24 protein-coding genes are annotated in these 17,695 nt (G+C 40.9%); 22 read left to right on the top strand and 2 right to left on the bottom strand.

Annotated elements, in window-relative coordinates; all coding sequences use genetic code 11:
* Together AB4Z17_RS23665 and AB4Z17_RS23660 are read left to right on the top strand one after the other, a co-directional pair.
* Positions 1-474: GNAT family N-acetyltransferase (locus AB4Z17_RS23665; RefSeq protein WP_441962431.1), on the top strand; the 474-nt coding region annotated here is incomplete at its 5' end.
* 72 nt (positions 475-546) lie between these two features.
* Positions 547-1,188: a Bax inhibitor-1/YccA family protein gene (locus AB4Z17_RS23660; protein ID WP_441962429.1), complete on the top strand. Its 642-nt coding sequence runs from the start codon at positions 547-549 to the stop codon at positions 1,186-1,188.
* 32 nt (positions 1,189-1,220) lie between these two features.
* Here the strand turns inward: AB4Z17_RS23660 and AB4Z17_RS23655 are convergent, their stop codons facing one another.
* Complete coding sequence (locus AB4Z17_RS23655; RefSeq protein ID WP_441962428.1) at positions 1,221-1,400, bottom strand: hypothetical protein; 180 nt, start codon at positions 1,398-1,400, stop codon at positions 1,221-1,223.
* Positions 1,401-1,547: 147 nt separating this feature from the next.
* Here AB4Z17_RS23655 and AB4Z17_RS23650 point away from each other — a divergent pair, with 147 nt between their 5' ends.
* From AB4Z17_RS23650 to AB4Z17_RS23580, 15 genes are all read left to right on the top strand, one after another.
* The gene (locus AB4Z17_RS23650; protein ID WP_179089729.1) at positions 1,548-1,706 is read left to right on the top strand and encodes a hypothetical protein; all 159 of its coding nucleotides are present in this window, start codon (positions 1,548-1,550) and stop codon (positions 1,704-1,706) included.
* 190 nt (positions 1,707-1,896) lie between these two features.
* Entirely contained in the window at positions 1,897-2,475 is a 579-nt protein-coding gene (locus AB4Z17_RS23645) for a sulfurtransferase TusA family protein (RefSeq protein ID WP_441907849.1), read from the top strand.
* Positions 2,476-2,536: 61 nt separating this feature from the next.
* Complete coding sequence (locus AB4Z17_RS23640; protein WP_441962435.1) at positions 2,537-3,661, top strand: MBL fold metallo-hydrolase; 1,125 nt, start codon at positions 2,537-2,539, stop codon at positions 3,659-3,661.
* Positions 3,662-3,676: 15 nt separating this feature from the next.
* Positions 3,677-3,904 carry a sulfurtransferase TusA family protein gene (locus AB4Z17_RS23635; protein ID WP_339209356.1) on the top strand — a complete coding sequence of 76 codons (228 nt, stop codon included), beginning with the start codon at positions 3,677-3,679 and terminating at the stop codon, positions 3,902-3,904.
* A gap of 30 nt (positions 3,905-3,934) precedes the next feature.
* Positions 3,935-4,417, top strand: a complete 483-nt coding sequence (locus AB4Z17_RS23630; RefSeq protein WP_441907645.1) for a DsrE/DsrF/DrsH-like family protein — start codon at positions 3,935-3,937, stop codon at positions 4,415-4,417.
* Between the two features lie 75 nt (positions 4,418-4,492).
* The gene (locus AB4Z17_RS23625; RefSeq protein WP_076265957.1) at positions 4,493-4,759 is read left to right on the top strand and encodes a metal-sensitive transcriptional regulator; all 267 of its coding nucleotides are present in this window, start codon (positions 4,493-4,495) and stop codon (positions 4,757-4,759) included.
* Between the two features lie 71 nt (positions 4,760-4,830).
* Positions 4,831-5,394, top strand: coding sequence for a manganese efflux pump MntP (locus AB4Z17_RS23620; protein WP_441907646.1), 564 nt, complete (start codon positions 4,831-4,833; stop codon positions 5,392-5,394).
* 296 nt (positions 5,395-5,690) lie between these two features.
* Positions 5,691-6,482 carry a sulfite exporter TauE/SafE family protein gene (locus tag AB4Z17_RS23615; protein ID WP_441962426.1) on the top strand — a complete coding sequence of 264 codons (792 nt, stop codon included), beginning with the start codon at positions 5,691-5,693 and terminating at the stop codon, positions 6,480-6,482.
* Positions 6,483-6,523: 41 nt separating this feature from the next.
* On the top strand, positions 6,524-6,883 hold the full coding sequence (locus tag AB4Z17_RS23610; RefSeq protein ID WP_430059124.1) for a rhodanese-like domain-containing protein: 360 nt from the start codon (positions 6,524-6,526) through the stop codon (positions 6,881-6,883).
* 157 nt (positions 6,884-7,040) lie between these two features.
* The gene (locus AB4Z17_RS23605) at positions 7,041-7,556 is read left to right on the top strand and encodes a DUF6886 family protein (RefSeq protein WP_441962424.1); all 516 of its coding nucleotides are present in this window, start codon (positions 7,041-7,043) and stop codon (positions 7,554-7,556) included.
* Positions 7,556-8,104, top strand: coding sequence for a GrpB family protein (locus AB4Z17_RS23600; protein ID WP_441962433.1), 549 nt, complete (start codon positions 7,556-7,558; stop codon positions 8,102-8,104). The genes AB4Z17_RS23605 and AB4Z17_RS23600 overlap by 1 nt, the downstream gene beginning before the upstream one ends.
* 157 nt (positions 8,105-8,261) lie before the next feature.
* Positions 8,262-9,404 (top strand): serine hydrolase domain-containing protein, encoded by a 1,143-nt coding sequence (locus AB4Z17_RS23595; RefSeq protein ID WP_441962422.1) that lies wholly within the window; start codon positions 8,262-8,264, stop codon positions 9,402-9,404.
* Positions 9,405-9,618: 214 nt separating this feature from the next.
* Positions 9,619-10,251, top strand: a complete 633-nt coding sequence (locus AB4Z17_RS23590; RefSeq protein WP_441962420.1) for a nitrite reductase — start codon at positions 9,619-9,621, stop codon at positions 10,249-10,251.
* The gene (locus tag AB4Z17_RS23585; protein WP_441962419.1) at positions 10,248-10,940 is read left to right on the top strand and encodes a response regulator transcription factor; all 693 of its coding nucleotides are present in this window, start codon (positions 10,248-10,250) and stop codon (positions 10,938-10,940) included. Before AB4Z17_RS23590 ends, AB4Z17_RS23585 begins: the two co-directional genes overlap by 4 nt.
* Positions 10,937-12,028, top strand: a complete 1,092-nt coding sequence (locus AB4Z17_RS23580) for a sensor histidine kinase (protein ID WP_441962416.1) — start codon at positions 10,937-10,939, stop codon at positions 12,026-12,028. Before AB4Z17_RS23585 ends, AB4Z17_RS23580 begins: the two co-directional genes overlap by 4 nt.
* Before the next feature lie 240 nt (positions 12,029-12,268).
* Here the strand turns inward: AB4Z17_RS23580 and AB4Z17_RS23575 are convergent, their stop codons facing one another.
* Positions 12,269-13,498 carry an MFS transporter gene (locus tag AB4Z17_RS23575; protein ID WP_441962414.1) on the bottom strand — a complete coding sequence of 410 codons (1,230 nt, stop codon included), beginning with the start codon at positions 13,496-13,498 and terminating at the stop codon, positions 12,269-12,271.
* 190 nt (positions 13,499-13,688) lie between these two features.
* On the opposite strand from AB4Z17_RS23575, the gene AB4Z17_RS23570 reads away from it, so the two are divergent.
* From AB4Z17_RS23570 to AB4Z17_RS23550, 5 genes are all read left to right on the top strand, one after another.
* Positions 13,689-14,465, top strand: a complete 777-nt coding sequence (locus AB4Z17_RS23570) for an IclR family transcriptional regulator (RefSeq protein WP_441962412.1) — start codon at positions 13,689-13,691, stop codon at positions 14,463-14,465.
* Between the two features lie 161 nt (positions 14,466-14,626).
* Complete coding sequence (locus tag AB4Z17_RS23565) at positions 14,627-15,052, top strand: DMT family transporter (RefSeq protein WP_339209338.1); 426 nt, start codon at positions 14,627-14,629, stop codon at positions 15,050-15,052.
* Between the two features lie 54 nt (positions 15,053-15,106).
* Positions 15,107-15,805 (top strand): Crp/Fnr family transcriptional regulator, encoded by a 699-nt coding sequence (locus tag AB4Z17_RS23560; protein WP_441962410.1) that lies wholly within the window; start codon positions 15,107-15,109, stop codon positions 15,803-15,805.
* A 52-nt stretch (positions 15,806-15,857) separates the two neighbouring features.
* On the top strand, positions 15,858-16,313 hold the full coding sequence (locus tag AB4Z17_RS23555) for a DMT family transporter (protein ID WP_441907656.1): 456 nt from the start codon (positions 15,858-15,860) through the stop codon (positions 16,311-16,313).
* A 94-nt stretch (positions 16,314-16,407) separates the two neighbouring features.
* A complete protein-coding gene (locus tag AB4Z17_RS23550; protein WP_441962408.1) occupies positions 16,408-17,541 on the top strand; it encodes a WD40/YVTN/BNR-like repeat-containing protein in 1,134 nt (377 codons plus the stop codon).
* The last annotated feature ends 154 nt before the right edge of the window (positions 17,542-17,695 follow it).

Raw genomic sequence — 17,695 nt, 5'->3', positions numbered from 1 at the left:
GGCTTTCATTCTGTTCTTTATGGACTGCCAAGTGAARATAAACCTGTTTTGCCTCCTCATATCACGATTTCGGAAATCGTTACAGAGGAGGTGTTCGATCATTATGCTGAAATCCATTGCCTAGGATCAGGCATGTCATTGTCCGATAAACACCATTTTGTTAATAATAATATTGGTTTACTGAATCGAAAAGGGTGGAAAATCTATCTAGCGTATTTAAATGACATACCTGCAGGTGTAGGTGTCATGCATATGAATGAGGATGGAATCGCCTCGTGTGCTCTAGCGGCTACTGCCCCTGCATTTAGAAATCAAGGGCTGCAAACAGCACTATTAAGCAGGCGTCTACATGAAGCGCATCTTGCAGGCTGTGAGCTCGTCGTAGCACAGGCTAGCTTCGGATCAAGCAGTCAACATAATATGGAAAGAGCCGGATTACATATCGCATGGACGAGATCCATTATGAAAAAATAAAAAGAACATTTTGTATTCATGCTTTTCATGCTATTATTGATCCATAAATATGGATGACAGGAGAAAAATAAGATGAGCTATACGCAGTCAAGCGGTTATGGTAAACCGATGCAAAAATTAATGCTAACCTTTTTCTTTGCCTTAATTGTTTCAGTAGGCGGCATGTACATAGGAACATTGCTTCCCAGTGCCGCACGAATCCCACTGTTTATTGTCGAGATTGGATTAATCATTGCCATCATGTTTTTGCGTAAATCAACAGCAATTGGCTACTCACTGATGTACGTGTTTATGATTGTATCTGGTGCAACCTTGCAGTTTTCTTTAAGCTATTATATCGCCTCCATGGGTACATCGATCGTCATTCAAACCGTTGCCGTTGCTGTACTCGTTTATGCAGGCCTTGCGATCTACGCTACATACTCCAAAGAGGATTTCCGCTTTCTCGGCGGGTTTTTGTTCGCATCATTAATTGGGCTCATCGTTATCGGTCTTATGCAATTTATTTTCCCTTTCGGAGGGATGATGGAGACCATTTATGCCGGCTTTGGATTACTCATTTTCATCGGTTATACACTTTATGACTTTAGCCGTATGTCCAAGGAAGGTTTTGAAGACAAAGATATTCCATTGATGATCGTTAATATTTATCTTGATTTGGTTAATATCATTTTGTTCGCCCTACGTTTTGTGAAATCCTTGCTGGATGATTAATCGTTCGTCCTAATTGCCAATAAGGTTAATCTTCATACTTGAGGATTAACCCCTTTTTTTTTACGTGTCAATAACCATCTTTTAATCATTGATTTATCGGGTGAAGCTGCTTTGATATCACAATCAATAAAATCCCCTCTACGAATTCGCTTATCTAAAGCTTGCTGCTGATCCCTCCATAAACTTTCTGCTACATAGTAATGAAACAACATGATCCATTCCTCCTCTTACCAATCAATGCTTATGCTTTCATTATGCGATCTGAGTCCGTTGGTAAAAAGAGTAGATCTTTCATTGTTTATTTCACCTTTTAATTTTCAGAGCAATGCCCAGTATAACTTTATCCTAGGAGGAAAGAGATGGAGTTTATAATCGTTTTACTGCTAACGATGATTGTTATTTTATTATTTGAAATAAACGGAAAGCTGCCTAAAAGAAATCTAAACAAAGATGAATTGAGGCGTGCTTTGAAGAGAGATCAGGAAAGAAGAAAAAGGGATAAAGAAAGAGATTACTAAGAGACCGCTGAATGGCGGTTTTTTTTTGTGATGCCACGTTGACATCTGCATTTAAAACATGTATATTTTTATCAACGCCTTATACCCATAGGGGTATATGTACGGCGTCATTTTTTCGCCTTTTTCGATACCCCCATGGGTATGTTGTTCAAATGATTTATTAATAAACGCAAAGGAGGTTCAAGAAATGATGAATCACATTCAAGCAGACAAAACAATAGATTGCAAAGGCTTGGCTTGTCCTATGCCCATCATCAAGACGAAAAAAGCAATGAATGAGCTTCTTTCTGGACAAGTCATTGAAGTAGTTGCCACGGACAAAGGATCTTTGGCAGACATCCAAGGGTGGAGCAGAAATGCGGGGCATCAATACTTAGGTACGCTTACGGAGGGCGAGGTATTGAAGCATTACCTTAGAAAATCCAACCCGAATGAAATAAAAGAAGAAATCAAATATTTGAAGACAATGAACAACGGAGATTTGATGAAGAAGCTTATTTCAAATGAGAACATGATGATTTTAGATGTACGTGAGTCTGCAGAGTATGTTTTTAACCACATCCCTGGAGCCAAATCAATTCCGTTAGGAGAGCTTGATATTCGAACGAGTGAACTCGATCCTGATCAAGAGCTTTATATCGTGTGCCGCACTGGCACCCGCAGCGATATCGCTTGCCAGCTATTAGCTGATAAAGGGTTCAAACTCGTGTACAATGTCTTGCCAGGTATGTCCGAATGGGAAGGACCACTAGAGAATGATGTACAGTAATACCACTCACTCATCATAGTAGGAGGAATACGCCGTGAGTTCATCAAACCAGTTAAATGAAATGAGTGCCGGGCAGCTAGCAAAACTTATTTTAAGCAAAAAAGAAGATTTCTTCATCCTTGATGTACGTAGTGAAAGCGACTTTGCGAATTGGAAAATTGAAGGAAGTCGAATAGAGGTTCTCAATATTCCGTACTTTGAACTGCTAGAGGGAGTAGAGGAGATAAACGAACAAATTCCAATAGACAAAAAAGTGCTGGTTGTATGCGCCAAAGAAGGTTCTTCTATATTTGTTGGAGAGCAGCTCGTGGCAGCAGGCAGGTCTAATGTTTATTACTTGAAGGGCGGGATGAAGTCGTGGAGCGAGCATTTGGAGCCCGTAAAAATTGGCGATTTGCGCCAAGGCGGTACTATTTTTCAGTTTGTACGAATGGGTAAAGGCTGTTTGTCCTACATGATCGTATCAGACGGTGAAGCTGCTGTCGTAGATGCCCCTAGAATGACGAATGTGTTGGAGCAATTTGCGAAGGACAATGGGTATCGCATTATGCATAYGATAGATACCCATCTTCATGCGGATCATATCTCGGGCGGCCGTAAGCTTGCAGAACAACAATCTGCAACGTACTGGCTTCCTCCAAAAGATGCAGCAGAAGTCACATTTGAATACGCGAAACTTGAGAACGGTCACGATATTGAGGTAGGCAATACCACATTAAAAATACAACCCATTTATTCACCTGGTCATACGATCGGCAGTACATCGTTTATAGTAGATGATCAGTATTTGCTAACTGGTGACATTTTATTTATTGAATCCATTGGACGACCAGATCTAGCTGGACTCGCTGAAGATTGGGTTGGTGATCTTCGTCAAACGTTATATAGTCGTTATCCGGAATTGTCTCAGGATTTAATTGTACTTCCAGCACACTTCGGCAAGTTCTCGGAGCTTGGAGAAGATGGGCGGGTAGCAGCTGTTTTATCCGATGTATATAAAAACAATACAGGCTTGCAAATATCGGATGAAGCTGCGTTTCGCAGCATGGTGACCAACAATCTGCCGCAGCATCCGAACGCTTACCAAGAAATACGCCAAACGAATATGGGGAAAATCACACCTGACGAAGAAGAGCAGCGCGCAATGGAAATCGGCCCCAATCGTTGTGCCGTTCACGATAATTAAAGGAGGATATGAATAATGAAAGCTGATCTAATCGTTGATACCAAAGGGCTGGCTTGCCCGATGCCAATCGTAAAAGCAAAAAAAGCACTGGATGGATTGAAGCCTGGACAATTTATGGAGGTATTATCAACCGATAAAGGTTCTTTAAATGATTTTACGGCTTGGATTAGAAAAACAAACCATGAACTCGTGCAGCATACGGAAGAAAACGGCGTGTTCACATTTCTAGTGAAAAAAATTTAACTGAATTTTATTATGGAGAGGAGAACATATATGGAAGCTGTAACTGAAAAAACAACGATTGTCCTCTTCAGCGGGGAACTTGATAAAGCGATAGCTGCTTTTATTATTGCAAATGGAGCAGCTGCGTATGATCACGAGGTAACTATATTTTTCACCTTTTGGGGACTAAATGCTTTGCGCAAGGATGAAGCAGTCCATACCAATAAAGGGCTTCTTGAAAAAGCCTTTGGCTGGATGATGCCAAGAGGACCGCAAAAATTAGGCTTATCCAAAATGAATTTTGGCGGTATGGGACCAAAAATGATTAAGCATGTTATGAAGAAGCATAATGCGTTATCTCTGCCGCAGCTCATAGAACTTGCGCAGGAGCAAGGGGTTAAGCTTATTGCGTGTACAATGACAATGGATCTTCTTGGTTTGCAGCGTGAAGAGCTGATCGATGATATTCAACTTGCTGGTGTAGCCGGTTACTTAGGCGACGCCACCGATGCAAAAGTGAATTTATTTATATAATCAATGAAATGATACTCTTTTTTGGTTTATAATATACCCATACATGTACACGTTATCGAATGGGAGGTTAAGAACATGGCATATGTTTATACCGATGAAATGAAAACACGTCTAAGAAGAATAGAGGGTCAGGTTCGAGGCGTATTGAGATTGATGGATGAACAGCAATCCTGCAAGGACGTAGTGAGCCAGCTGTCAGCAGTACGTAATGCAGCAGATAAAGCAATGGCCCAAATTGTTGCGGAAAACCTTCATCAATGTATTATTGAAGAACAGTCTGCTGGCGGCGATACGAATAAGCTGGTTAAAGAAGCGATTGAGCTGCTCGTGAAAAGTCGGTAAAAGAACACAAGCTTAATAACCTTCTCTAGCATACTCTACTTAGTAGAATGGATGGTAGAGGAGGTATAGTTATGCATTTAATTTCAATCATTCTCATTGGACTGGCTTCTAATATTGATAATTTAGGAATTGGTGTATCCTTTGGCACGCGATCAACAAAAATTCCAATTGTTTCAAACTTGTTTATTGCCATATTGGCCATGGCTGCAGCATATTTAGCCATAACAATGGGTCACCTTATATCTGGTTTTATGAGTCAACAGCATGCAGATTTAATTGGTGGTTCTGTCATCATACTTCTAGGTCTTTGGAGCATATTGCCTAAACAGAGGACAAGGGTTGCAACAAGTCCATTACGTGCGACAAGTGATCCGGAAAGATCTATTACATGGCAGGAAACGATCTCATTAGGTTTTGCTTTATCATTAAATTGTATTGCTACAGGATTTGGAGCAGGTGTTAGTGGTGCGTCACCGATAATGACTGCAATTTCAGTTGGAATATTTTCACTGATAACCGTTGCTGTAGGATTGCGGATTGGACATGAGATTGCTAGAACATGGTTAGGTAAATATTCTACGCTCATCGGCGGTATGATACTCATTGTAATAGGCCTTTTGGAGATTTTATTGTAATTGATCGATAACAAAAAATAAGCGAACACGGTAGAGCGTGTTCGCTTATTCTAAGACGTCATATATAATTCTTACACCTAGGGAGCTGTAATTTTCTTCTTTGTAATGTCCATGCTCACAATACTTGGTGCTGGACAAGCTTTCATTGATTGACAGCAAGGGTTCATTGCAGGTCGGGCACTTATCTTCAAATATTTTTTTGAAAATACTTTTCATTTTATAAATACCTCATTTCACATGAAGTTACTTGGTTTTAATTATACCTTACTTATTGCATTCCAACAAGGAGAGTTTTTATGGATATTATCCTTTACATCATCATGACGCTGCTCGGTTTTGTCGGTTCCTTTTTTTCGGGATTACTTGGCATAGGCGGGGCCATAATAAATTTTCCCCTTTTATTATATGTTCCATCCAGTCTTGGCTTAGCACAGTTTACGGCAAAAGAAGTTGCATCCATCAGCATGTTTCAAGTTTTCTTCGCTTCGTTAGCTGGGATTATCGCTTTCCGTCAGAAAAGCAATCAAACAGCGGTCATTCATAGAGGTCTTGTTGTTTATATGGGCAGCAGTATATTAATGGGAAGTTTAATAGGCGGATTCGGCTCACGTTTTCTTAATGAAGATGCCATTAATATTATATACGGAACATTATCGGTTATTGCTGTTGTTTTAATGCTCGTTCCAAACCGGGGGAAACAACAATTAAATATAAATGAAATCACTTTTAATAAGCTCATTGCGGTAACGTCTGCTTTCATTGTTGGCATTGTGTCAGGAGTTGTTGGAGCAGGTGGTGCTTTTATTCTAATCCCAATAATGTTGACGGTCTTAAAAATTCCGACAAGGACAACCATTGCCTCATCATTAGCGATCGTATTTGTATCGGCGATTGGCGGCGTAATCGGCAAGCTATCCGCTGGTTCCATTCCGATATGGCCAACTGTATTTGTTGTATTGGGCAGCTTGATCGGTGCTCCAATTGGATCTAGAATCAGCTCTAGAATTAACGTAAAATATTTACGATATGGGCTAGTTGTGTTACTCATTTTCACAGCGATTAAAGTGTGGTCATCTATATTGCACTAGAATATGCGTACCTTAATTAAACGGATTGGGGAGGTTAGGATATGTTGATTTTACTTGCTCTAACTGGTTTATTCGTGATGTGGTTCATTTATAGAAGATTCTCACCCCTAAAAAATTTAACTTATGTCGACGAAAAAGCGCTAAATGAAAAAGGCGTTATACCTGACAGCAGCAAAATACTCGATGTCCGCGATTCAACTGATTATGAGAAATGTCATGTGGATGGTTCGATTAATATATCAATTGGTCGGCTCCCTTATTTGTGGAACAAGGAGCTTGCACCAAATGACTCCGTCTTAATTTTGTCGGACAGTTTCTATAAAAGTAAAAAGGCTGCGAAAATCCTTAAAAAACATGGTTTCAGCCAGCTGTTTACTGTACGAAACCAACAATGTGCATAGATAACTTTTCAAGTGACTGATGAACCGCGTATATCGCGGTTTTTTTGCGTCCACTCTAAACCAGATTATGGTACAATCTCCTCGTATGTTGAAAATAATGCTGTTCGTGCACAACAATTTTATATCAGAAAGCAGGGATCATTTGAGATTATTTCATGTGAGCGAAGAAAGTGATATTACACTTTTTGAACCTAGAATACCTTCTCGAGTGGATATGGATCAGAGCAAAGGGTTGGTATGGGCAATAAATGAACGGTGCTTGCCGAACTTCCTAACCCCTCGCAATTGTCCTAGAGTAACTTATCATAGTCATGAAACGACCACAGATGAGCATAAAAAACTTCATTTAAGCTCAAATTCGTTGGACCATGTTGTTGCGATTGAGCATAAATGGTTTGAAATCATGAGGCAAACCACGTTGTATTTATATGAATTTGATACGACTGATTTCTATGGCGCAGATAAAAGTGCTGGTTACTATGTGAGCGAAAAAACACAGATCCCTATCAATAAAATAATTGTTCATGATTTGTTTGGAGAACTCATACGCAGAAATGTCGAGGTTCGCATGATCGATAATTTGTGGGATTTGAATGATAAAATTGCAACCACAAGCTTTAATTGGTCGATGTGCAGAATGGGTTTTGCCGCGCAGAGGAAGGAATCAGTATGATGAGTACAATAGTTGTGATTGAAAACTATAATCCTCTTTGGGAGCACGAATTTTGTGAAATACGATCTACTATCGAAGCTGAAGTTGGGCAATTCATTAGGTCAGTTGAACATGTAGGAAGCACCTCTGTTAAAGGACTTGGTGCTAAGCCCATATTGGATATAGATATCGTCATTGAAGATTATAGTATGCTGCCTCTGATCATCCAAGGGCTTGAGAAGATTGGTTATTTCCATCAACAAGTATGGAGTTTTCAAGGAAGAGAGGCCTTTGGAAGAAAAGATATGTCGGTTCCTTGGCATAAACAGCGTGGAAAATGGATGGAGCATCACTTGTACGTGTGCAATCGTGATAGCGAAGAATTAGCAAGACATTTGGCATTCCGCGATTATCTTAGGGAGCATCCCGAGGCTGTCATTGCGTATGAACAGTTAAAAAAGGAATTGGCTTTGAACGCTCAAGATCGATCCGGTTATACAGCAGGTAAAACTGATTTTATAAATGAAATATTAAAAAAGGTAAAGCTCACGAAATCAAAGGATCTTTGATGAGAAAACATACGATTGGAAAGCAGCGCTGAACTTGATACAAACGAACAATCTTTTATAATTTTAACGGCAGTCTTTACATCCTTATGGACGAAATTAGAGCGGCTCGTGTAGTATGGATTCATTGTTCCTAATTAATGGAAGGGGATCGAGACAGATGAATGAATTGCTAATCGAGTGGAAAATAACAGAGGGCCACTTGGATGTTGTGCCCGAAGAGGTTGGACTCTGCTCATATCAATTAAATAAGCTGGATAATCACTTTCTGAATCTGATCGCACAGCAAAAAATTCAAGCAGCTAGTTTTCTCGTTGCACGAGAAGGAAAGATCGCCGCATGGAAATCAATGGGTCGACTTCATGGATCCACAGACCAAGGTGAACTGCAGCCGGATTCCTTGCGTAAAATGTCATCCATAACAAAAGCATTCACAAGTGTTGCGATCATGAAGCTCATAGAGGATGGTAAGCTTTATATCGATCTGCCTGTTTCCAGCATTTTGGAAGAATTCAATAATCCTGTACATAAAGATATCACCTTGTTCCACTTATTAACGCATACGTCTGGTATTTTGCCAGTCACCGGATATTACAATGAGCCCTATCCTAGAGAATGGTGGGGGGCTAGCGGCATGGATAATTGGATTCGAAAAGTGCTGCAAGGCCCGCTCGTTTGCCAACCTGGGGATGCCTATAATTATTCTACGGTGGGCTTCGCTCTGCTGGGCGAGATCATCTCAAGAGTATCTGGTAAGCAGTATGAGGACTACATTACGGAGAACATTATCGAACCACTCCAAATGACACGTACTTTTTTTGATGTTCCTGAGCATCTGCACTCTGAAGTATGCAGTGTAGATCGGATGGATATCGAAAGGTTAAGCAGAGAAAATGACGGTTCCCCTATGCCGCCTCGTTCGGATAGTGGGCTTTATTCAACACTATTTGATATGTGGAAATTCGGACAAATGCTGCTGAATGGCGGAACCTTTGAAGGTCAGCGTATCCTTGGCAGAAAGTCGGTAGATCTGATGACTCGCCGACATCTGTTTAACGTTCCCGCCTATCATTGGGGAGGTAAAATCAAAGATAAAGGCCATGCTCTTGGTTTAGATTTAGCCATTCATCATCTTTCATATGAATCAGTAGGCACCTTCCAGCTGGAGGGTTCAGGAAGAACCGGATTTTTTGTGGACCCGGTTGAGAAGCTCGTTGTTGTATTCATAGTGCCTTCCATTTACTCATGGATACCGGAATCGGTACTTGGTACAAAACAAATTATATGGTCAAGTTTGGTTTAGAATAAGCATGAAACTTGAATGCAGCCATTAGTAATATTTATAAAGAGTGAGTCGACTATTCGGCTCGCTCTTTTTTTTGTGCAGACAATTAAACTGTTGCAATGACATCATGAAGACAATTATAGATACTTAACCCGGGTATAGTAAAAACTCTTGACCTACATACCCTTAGGGGGTATATTATAATGGTTATGATGTAAAGGAGAGATGCCAAATGAATGATAAAATAAAAATCGCAGTCTCACCAGCCATTCAGGTTGGAGGCAGCCTGTTCACACCTCATCAACTGGTAACCATAGGTTCACTTATTGACACAGAAGCAAATATAGAGATGACACCTTTTAAGCAGCTTTATGTGGAAATACCGTTAGATCAACAAAATGAAATAACCGAACAATTACGAGAAGTCGGCCTCGAAGTCAATCCTTCAGGCTTTACGACAAAAAGCTTGAATGCATGCAACTTTTGCAAAGGTGCCCAGGATGCCGGTTTAGATATTGCCATTAAATTAAACGAAGCAATCGCGGGAATCGGAACACCAACGCCAATGAAAGTCGGTTATGCAGGTTGCGCATTAGGTACAAGTGAACCTTTATTAAAAGATATTGGGGTCGTAAAAATGCGGAATGTGTTTGACGTTTATGTCGGCGGAGAGCCCAAGGGAATAAAACCTTCCTTTGCCCAGCTTTTACTTTCAGGCTTATCGGAAGATCAGTTAATACCATCAATAATTAATTTGATTAACTATTATAAAGAACATGCTAAAGGAAAGGAAAAGTTCAGCAAATTTATTAATCGAATTTCTCTAGACGAACTAAAAACTTTTAAATGGAATGAGCAACCATGAGTAAAATTTTAGTAATTGAGGATGAAGATAAAATTAGAGAGGTTATAATCGCTTATCTAAACAAGGCTGGTTATCGTGCATGTGAAGCCAGTGATGGCCAAAGTGCGATGCATGAAATCGATAAACAGCCCTTTGATTTAATCATTCTTGACTTGATGCTCCCTGACATTAATGGAGAGCTGCTGTGCAGACAAATACGAGGAACTAATCCGGTACCCATCATTATGCTTACGGCTAAAGCATCTCTAAATCATCGCATCCAAGGGTTATCTGCTGGAGCTGACGATTATATCGTGAAACCATTTGATCCCCATGAATTGTTGGCTAGAGTTCGTTCTGTCCTGCGGCGTACCAATCATCATGAGCTTCTCGCTGATCGTTTGGAATACGGTAATGGACGATTAAGCTTGGATAGCCAAGCTAAACAGGTTTACATCAATCAAGAACCCATAAATTTAACACCCAATGAATATAAACTGCTTGTTGTTATGGCTAGAAATGCTGAAAGAACACTTTCCCGCGAACAATTAATTGATATGGTGATGGGAATCGATTTTGAAGGGGATGCTCGTACAATTGATCAGCATGTCAAAAATTTACGGCAAAAAATAGAGGAGGATGCTAAAAATCCAATGTTCATTCAGACGGTTTTTGGTGCCGGCTATCGCTTTCATGGAGGAGGCAAATGAAAAAAACACTATCCTATCGGATTAGTATTCTTCTTATCTTCTATACAACAGCCATCTTAATCATTGCTTCCATTGCTTTAGTTACAGCCACTCATCATCATTTCCAGCTTTATGGTGACGAGATAGCGCAAGGCAGCCACGATAAGACAGAGTCATTAGATTCACATTTAGAGCAAGCCGTTCTTCAATCCATTGGACTGACAGTAGGCGGAGCACTTATTATTACGCTTATTATGAGCATTTACATCGCTAAAAAAATATCCTCTCCTTTAGTTAAAATGAAAAACATAACACTCGTTATGGCAAGAGGAAAACGAGATGCTCGTCTTCCTTTAAAAGGCACTCCAAAAGATGAAGTCGATCAACTGGCTGCCTCCATCAATCATTTAGCTGAACAGCTTGAACAGCAAGAACAATTACGGGTAACGATGACCGAAAATATTGCTCATGAGCTCCGAACACCTTTAACGACGTTAAATAGTTTTTTATCAGCGATTCAAGATGGGATTTGGGAGGCTACACCTGAACGCATACAATCATGCAGAGAAGAAATTCACCGTTTAGTCCAAATGGTTAATGATTTGGAAGAACTGCAAACACTTACTTCTACAGCACAGCAGTTAACCTTAAAAGATGTTCCTCTAACAAAATCAATAGAACAAGTTATTGATCTTATGAAGCCCTCCTTTTCAGACAAAGGAATTATTTTGGAAAGAGGTGTCATCCCTGAAATGACTATCCATGCTGATGAATACCGACTCATTCAAATATGGACAAATTTATTATCGAATGCTCTAAAGTTTACTTCTAATGGTGGAAAGGTATCGGTATACGGGAAATTAGTTCAACAAGGTGTTCAAATAACCGTCAAGGATACTGGAATCGGAATACCAACTGAGCAGCTCGCGCATGTATTCGAACGTTTCTATCGTGTGGAAAAATCACGGAACCGGAAATCGGGAGGCGGGGGCTTAGGACTGGCTATTACGAAAATGCTTGTCGAACGTCACGGAGGACAAATTTGGGCTGAAAGTGATGAAGGGACTTTATTTCATGTGTATTTACCGAATACAGTTAATAAAGACTAAATAATGAGTCTATTTGTAGATGATGAAAACATCATACTGCTATTGGAGTCAAACAATTCAAGCCAAGGCTTAATTCACAAGACAATAAATTGCAGAGGCTTTTGCTAACCTGATACTGAACCGAGTGAAAAATTTTATAAATGAATAGCTAAAAAACACGTACTGTCGAAGCTTTTCAGATCTGAGGTACGTGTTTTTTATTGAGATTAGGCGCTGCTTATTACACTGACCATCCATCCATCATTTACTCCATAATGAGCTAAATCTACAATAGCTAAAGATAATTAGGTTTCCTAGAGCAGCTAGCCAAAATACTACTGAAGGGTGCGCGAGCTCAGAGATCCAACCCGCAGAAACAATCGTAATCGGCATAGCAAGCTTGAATAATGAGCCAGTTATGCCACTGATACGTCCGATTAGCTGATGTGGCGTAGATTCCTGTCTAAAAGTCCATATACAAACGGTGCTGATCATCTCAAAACATCCATTAAGCAGCAGGCTGAAGCTTAACATCATATTGGATTGCGATAAAGCCATCAGTAAATAAGATAACGCAACACAGAGCGTGGTGATCGTGACCAAGACACCAACAGAATAGGTGCGTCGAAGCCTGCTAATAAGTAGACTGCCAAGCAGCCCACCTACACCTGCTGCTGCCAACACGGTTCCTAGCTCTGCATTATTCAGTCTGAGTRCATCCTTGGCGTAGAAAATGATCGTTGTATCCACCATGCCTGACGTCGCGTTCAAAAAAATTACAGCGATCGTCAACTGCCATAATAATTTATTAGAGCGAAATTCAGCCCAACCTGCTCGAAGCTCACGCCAGAAACCAGCTTGCTGAGCATTAGGCGGCTCATCGCTGCGTAAGAATATCAGCAAAACAAATGCAATAGAGAACAAAAACGCAGTAATGAATAAAGCATCATACAGCACAGGAAGCATGAGCAGCAGCCCTGTTACAGCAGGACCCATAATGCCAACCAAGGTTGACATAAAGTTGAAGGAAGCGTTAGCCGGTGTCAGCATTTCCTCAGGGAGTGAATGCTTCACAATTCCAACACGGGCATTATTAAATGCATAACCAAACAGCATGAGCAAAAAGCCGCTTACATAAAGCACAAAGATGGGTGGATTGCCGTAGGAAATGACTGCATATAGACCTAGAAGAACGCAGATTTGCAGTCCTATGGCCCATAATGACCAGCTTTTCTTGTGCACGCGGTCAACCAGTACACCGATAAACATGGCAAGCAGCAGGTTTGGAAGAAACTCGAACGCGCGCATCGTTGACATTTTCACCGCAGAGTGGGTCAGATCGTACAAAATAAGCGGCAGCGCCAGCTCATAAATTTTGTTGCCAAAGGCGATAATTCCACCTGTTAGAAACAGAATAAGGAATCCTGGATGCCTCCATAAATGAATAAAGATTGGAGCAGCTGGCTCTGCAAATTGCTTTAAGCGCTTCATGATGTGATTTCTCTCCTCATTCTCGTACTGTTGCAAATGATTATACTTTCGAAAAAGAGGAATAAAAAGAGAAGGAAATGAATCTATCATTTCGCCTTTTTCAATGTAATGCGAGTATCCGTTGCTAGGATCTATATGCTAAAATCATGTTAAGCAATATAACATCAATTCCTAATAGGAGGTGCAGCAAATGTCCGGGGTCATTTCCAAAGCTATTCACATATTGGATCTGCTTGTACCGCATGGCAGCGAGAAAGAAATGAGTGCAACAGAAATCAGCAGGGAACTCGACATGCCCGTACAAAGCGCGCATCGGATTCTTCATTCTTTATCCGAACATGGATTTGTTGCTCAAGATAAAAAAACGAAAAAATATAAATTAGGACTTTCCATTATGAAATACGGTTTTTTGATGTGGGACAGTCTAATGTTCAGGTCACTGGCTAGACCATTCATGGTCGAACTATCGCAAAAAACGAAAGAAACGATTTATTTGGCTACAAGAGAGAACCAAGAAGGCGTCTATATTGATTCCATCGATTCACCGCAAATTTTGAAAATTTCCGAACCTATCGGACTTAGGCTGCCACTCTATATAGGAGCATCTAATCGCGCTATTCTTGCTCATTTGCCATCCACGATGCAGGAAGCTATATTGCAAGGTGTGGATTGGACAACAGTACCGTCGCTGATTCCATTATCCAAAGAAATGATTCAGACTGATCTAGAGATCATTCGCTCCCGAGGTTATGCCATCACATCAGGAGAAGCAACGGATGGAACAACTGGCATCGGGGCTCCCATCTTTTCTTATGATAATACCGTTATTGGATCACTGAATGTAGCTGGTCCCGCGATACGCTTTACGTCAAGTAAAATCGAGAGCTACGGTCAGCGAGCAAAAAAGTATGCGGATCTCATCTCCAAGGAACTGGGGTTCCGCAATAAGATACGTTGGAGCGAGTAGGAGGTTATCCCAAACGAATAAATTGAACGAACAGTGATCGAGCGTTCGTTCTTTTTTTATGCAAAAAACTGCTATACATTGATTTAGGACATATGTCCTTTCCTAAACCTTGAAATGTATCGTTTAATGATRGAAAGATTGATATGGAGGAGAGCATTGATATGAAAGGGAGCATTTTCGCATTTTTAGGCGGGGTCTTAATTACACTGCAAGGTGTTGCTAATTCAAGAATTAGTCAAGATATCGGCACTTGGCAAACCGCAACGATTACCCAGTTCACCGGCTTCATAGCAGCCTTGATTATTCTGTTATTCGTCAGGGATAAACAGTGGTCCGGTTTTAAACAAGTAAAACCCTTATATCTAATCGGCGGTTCCTTTGCAGCTATTATCATCTTCAGCAATGTCACTGCTATTCAACAAATTGGCGTTACACTTAGCATATCTGCCATGCTGATTGCCCAGTTAAGCCTGGCTTTTATCGTCGATAGTCAAGGATGGTTCGGGGTTGCAAAGCAGAAGATGAGGCTGCCTCAATTCATTGGTATTGGGATGATGATAGCTGGGGTGGTCATATTGCGGTTATAATAGTTAAAATATACCAAGCCCTTGACCGTATTCCTCTGGAGGTGATTCGTACAGATGCAAGAAATTAAAGATCGCGAGCAGCTCCACCATTTTTTACAAGCGCATCAATTAGAAGCAACATTAGGGGAACAACTATTACCCCATTTGTCACTATTTTGCTTTGATCATGAGGAGCTTATTTGTTCCCAAGGTCAATCTTCAAAATATCTCTATTTCCTCGTCCAAGGAAAGATAAAGATTTACACAACCTCGAAAGATGGGAAAACACTTATTCTTACTTTCAAAACCTCCCTTGATGTAGTAGGGGATATTGAATACGTGCAAGACATTGACATTATCAACACGGTCGAAGCCGTGTCGACTGTATACATGATTGGGATTCATCATCAGTGGTTGAATAAATACGGCAAAGATCATTCACCGCTGCTGCAATTTTTATTGAAAATTATAGCTCGGAAATTTTTAAAAAATTCAAACGCATTAAGCTTCAATATTTTGCATCCTGTGGAGGTTCGATTGGCGAGCTATCTATTGTCCGTCTCCTATGATGATTCGGAATATCTAATGAAAGGGCAGCGAAAAACAATCAGCTTAAAGGATACGGCTAACTTGATCGGAACGAGCTATAGACATCTCAATCGGGTTGTCCAGCAATTTTGTGCAAAAGGTTTAATTGAGCGGAAAAATGGAGGCATTCTAGTTAAAAACAAGGATGGACTACGCGCACTCGCCAGCCAAAATATTTATGAGTAATACAATATCATGAGCTATTTCAAAACAATAAGCCAATGGGAGAGTAGAAAACATGATGATCGGGCTTATATTCGCAGTTCTCACTGGCTGTTTGGTCAGTTTGCAAAATATATTCAATAGTAAAGTCAATGAACGAATAAATACATGGACAACTACTGCGTTAGTATTAGGCATGGGATTCCTTGCCTCATTTGTTATCGGATTCGTTTTCGAAGGCGAACAGTTATTTGCATTGCAAAATATGAAGCCATGGTACTGGTTCAGCGGTCTAATCGGCGTAGGCGTTGTTACTTGTCTGGTACAAGGCATTAGGCGGCTTGGTCCGACGTATGCCATCTCTATCGTTCTAACCGCACAGCTGGGAACTGCTTTATTGTGGGACTCGCAAGGGTGGCTAGGTATCGAAAAAGTAGCTTTCACAACGAATAAAGGGTTAGGTGTCCTTGTAATCGTCTGTGGCATCATTGTATTTAAAATAAGCGGTGCTCGTGAGAAAGTTACAGCATAACGACCAATAACGTTTACGATTCAATTTGATCAAAGCAGGGTATTTTCTTCTATAAAGGCTCTAATACTAACTTAGCAGCAGGAGGAGGAAAAACATGATCAAAGCTAAACTTAAGTACGGTCTGGTAGCGGCAGCACTGATGATTGGACTTACAGCAATCGCACCGTTAACGCAAGCAGCAGGCAGTACAACAGCAAAGGATCTTTTCAGCGGAACACCAGCAGGGGATACCGCATACCATTTCAGTGATATTCAATTTTTGAACGGAACAACCGGACGCGCTGCCGGCAATGGATTTCTCATTGGAACTTCTGATGCCGGCTCAACATGGCAACCGATCTATAAGGGTACTTGGCAATTTACACAGCTTGATTTCATTTCCAACACAACCGGATGGGCATTGGCGAAATCTTCTGCTTCCGGAACGAATGCCCTTATTCACACCAAGGATGGCGGAAAAACGTTCACCAAAATAGTAACCAGTCCGCTCGCGCTTGAACGTATTCATTTTGTGGATGCTTCAAATGGCTTCGGCTATACGAAGGCTTTTGCCTATAAAACATCAAATGGCGGGAAAACATGGACCAAAATCTCTACTCCTCCCAATAACCGCTATGCAGAATTTACAGATGCGAAGCATGGATGGTCACTTATCGTAGTACCTGGATTTGGCTATCGACTATCAAAAACAACAGATGGCGGTACCAATTGGTCCACAAAACTAACAGTTAAATCAGAGGAGAGCATAGGCGGTAAGCTTTATACAAAGGGAAATCAAATATGGGCACAATTTTACGGTGGAGTAGGGATGTCCCAGCAATCTTATTCCCTTTATGCATCTGCAGATAATGGTTCAAGCTGGAGGAAAGTAATTAGCCAGGAAACAGCAGGCGGCGGACCAGCACCGGGCGGTGCTGCAGGACTTGTTAAGGAAGGACCCGCTGCGCCTGGCGGACACCCTAGCAATATGGAGCTTGTTGATGGAGCAGCGATACTCGGAGGTTACTCTCCAGCCGCTGGAGTCATTGGCGTTGGTCGTTCGGTTGATTCAGGGAAAACGTGGAATAATCTTACACCAATCGCAGGGGGAGAAAGCGTTATTTCGTTTACAAGCAAGGAACTAGGCTGGATGGCCGATACAAGCCTATCTAATGCAGCTGTATACAGAACAACCGATGGCGGCAAAACATGGTCCAAAAAATTAAGCATTCCTGAAAACAATCAGTAAGCTGCAATCGCAGATGTACTGACAAGAACTTTAAGAAGACTGGTTCCTATTATAGGGCCAGTCTTTTTGTTGCCATCAGCCATTATGTATAAAAAAAGAGGGGCTAAGCAAAATAAAGGAAGTATTCAACTTCAATTTGCGGTAGTCACTTGAG

Source organism: Paenibacillus sp. TAF43_2, from assembly GCF_052113545.1.
In the GTDB taxonomy this organism is placed as follows: domain Bacteria; phylum Bacillota; class Bacilli; order Paenibacillales; family Paenibacillaceae; genus Pristimantibacillus.
This window is presented reverse-complemented; position numbering and strand designations above follow the sequence as displayed.

What these genes read in the sequence shown, in the direction of transcription:
- AB4Z17_RS23625 (WP_076265957.1), top strand. Translation starts at nt 4,493, where the DNA reads ATGGCATATGTTTATACCGATGAAATGAAAACACGTCTAAGAAGAATA.
- AB4Z17_RS23565 (WP_339209338.1), top strand. Translation starts at nt 14,627, where the DNA reads ATGAAAGGGAGCATTTTCGCATTTTTAGGCGGGGTCTTAATTACACTG.
- AB4Z17_RS23550 (WP_441962408.1), top strand. Translation starts at nt 16,408, where the DNA reads ATGATCAAAGCTAAACTTAAGTACGGTCTGGTAGCGGCAGCACTGATG.
- AB4Z17_RS23615 (WP_441962426.1), top strand. Translation starts at nt 5,691, where the DNA reads ATGGATATTATCCTTTACATCATCATGACGCTGCTCGGTTTTGTCGGT.
- AB4Z17_RS23630 (WP_441907645.1), top strand. Translation starts at nt 3,935, where the DNA reads ATGGAAGCTGTAACTGAAAAAACAACGATTGTCCTCTTCAGCGGGGAA.
- AB4Z17_RS23590 (WP_441962420.1), top strand. Translation starts at nt 9,619, where the DNA reads ATGAATGATAAAATAAAAATCGCAGTCTCACCAGCCATTCAGGTTGGA.
- AB4Z17_RS23635 (WP_339209356.1), top strand. Translation starts at nt 3,677, where the DNA reads ATGAAAGCTGATCTAATCGTTGATACCAAAGGGCTGGCTTGCCCGATG.
- AB4Z17_RS23600 (WP_441962433.1), top strand. Translation starts at nt 7,556, where the DNA reads ATGAGTACAATAGTTGTGATTGAAAACTATAATCCTCTTTGGGAGCAC.
- AB4Z17_RS23645 (WP_441907849.1), top strand. Translation starts at nt 1,897, where the DNA reads ATGAATCACATTCAAGCAGACAAAACAATAGATTGCAAAGGCTTGGCT.
- AB4Z17_RS23655 (WP_441962428.1), bottom strand. Translation starts at nt 1,400, where the DNA reads ATGTTGTTTCATTACTATGTAGCAGAAAGTTTATGGAGGGATCAGCAG.
- AB4Z17_RS23595 (WP_441962422.1), top strand. Translation starts at nt 8,262, where the DNA reads ATGAATGAATTGCTAATCGAGTGGAAAATAACAGAGGGCCACTTGGAT.
- AB4Z17_RS23650 (WP_179089729.1), top strand. Translation starts at nt 1,548, where the DNA reads ATGGAGTTTATAATCGTTTTACTGCTAACGATGATTGTTATTTTATTA.
- AB4Z17_RS23560 (WP_441962410.1), top strand. Translation starts at nt 15,107, where the DNA reads ATGCAAGAAATTAAAGATCGCGAGCAGCTCCACCATTTTTTACAAGCG.
- AB4Z17_RS23585 (WP_441962419.1), top strand. Translation starts at nt 10,248, where the DNA reads ATGAGTAAAATTTTAGTAATTGAGGATGAAGATAAAATTAGAGAGGTT.
- AB4Z17_RS23610 (WP_430059124.1), top strand. Translation starts at nt 6,524, where the DNA reads ATGTTGATTTTACTTGCTCTAACTGGTTTATTCGTGATGTGGTTCATT.
- AB4Z17_RS23660 (WP_441962429.1), top strand. Translation starts at nt 547, where the DNA reads ATGAGCTATACGCAGTCAAGCGGTTATGGTAAACCGATGCAAAAATTA.
- AB4Z17_RS23620 (WP_441907646.1), top strand. Translation starts at nt 4,831, where the DNA reads ATGCATTTAATTTCAATCATTCTCATTGGACTGGCTTCTAATATTGAT.
- AB4Z17_RS23580 (WP_441962416.1), top strand. Translation starts at nt 10,937, where the DNA reads ATGAAAAAAACACTATCCTATCGGATTAGTATTCTTCTTATCTTCTAT.
- AB4Z17_RS23555 (WP_441907656.1), top strand. Translation starts at nt 15,858, where the DNA reads ATGATGATCGGGCTTATATTCGCAGTTCTCACTGGCTGTTTGGTCAGT.
- AB4Z17_RS23570 (WP_441962412.1), top strand. Translation starts at nt 13,689, where the DNA reads ATGTCCGGGGTCATTTCCAAAGCTATTCACATATTGGATCTGCTTGTA.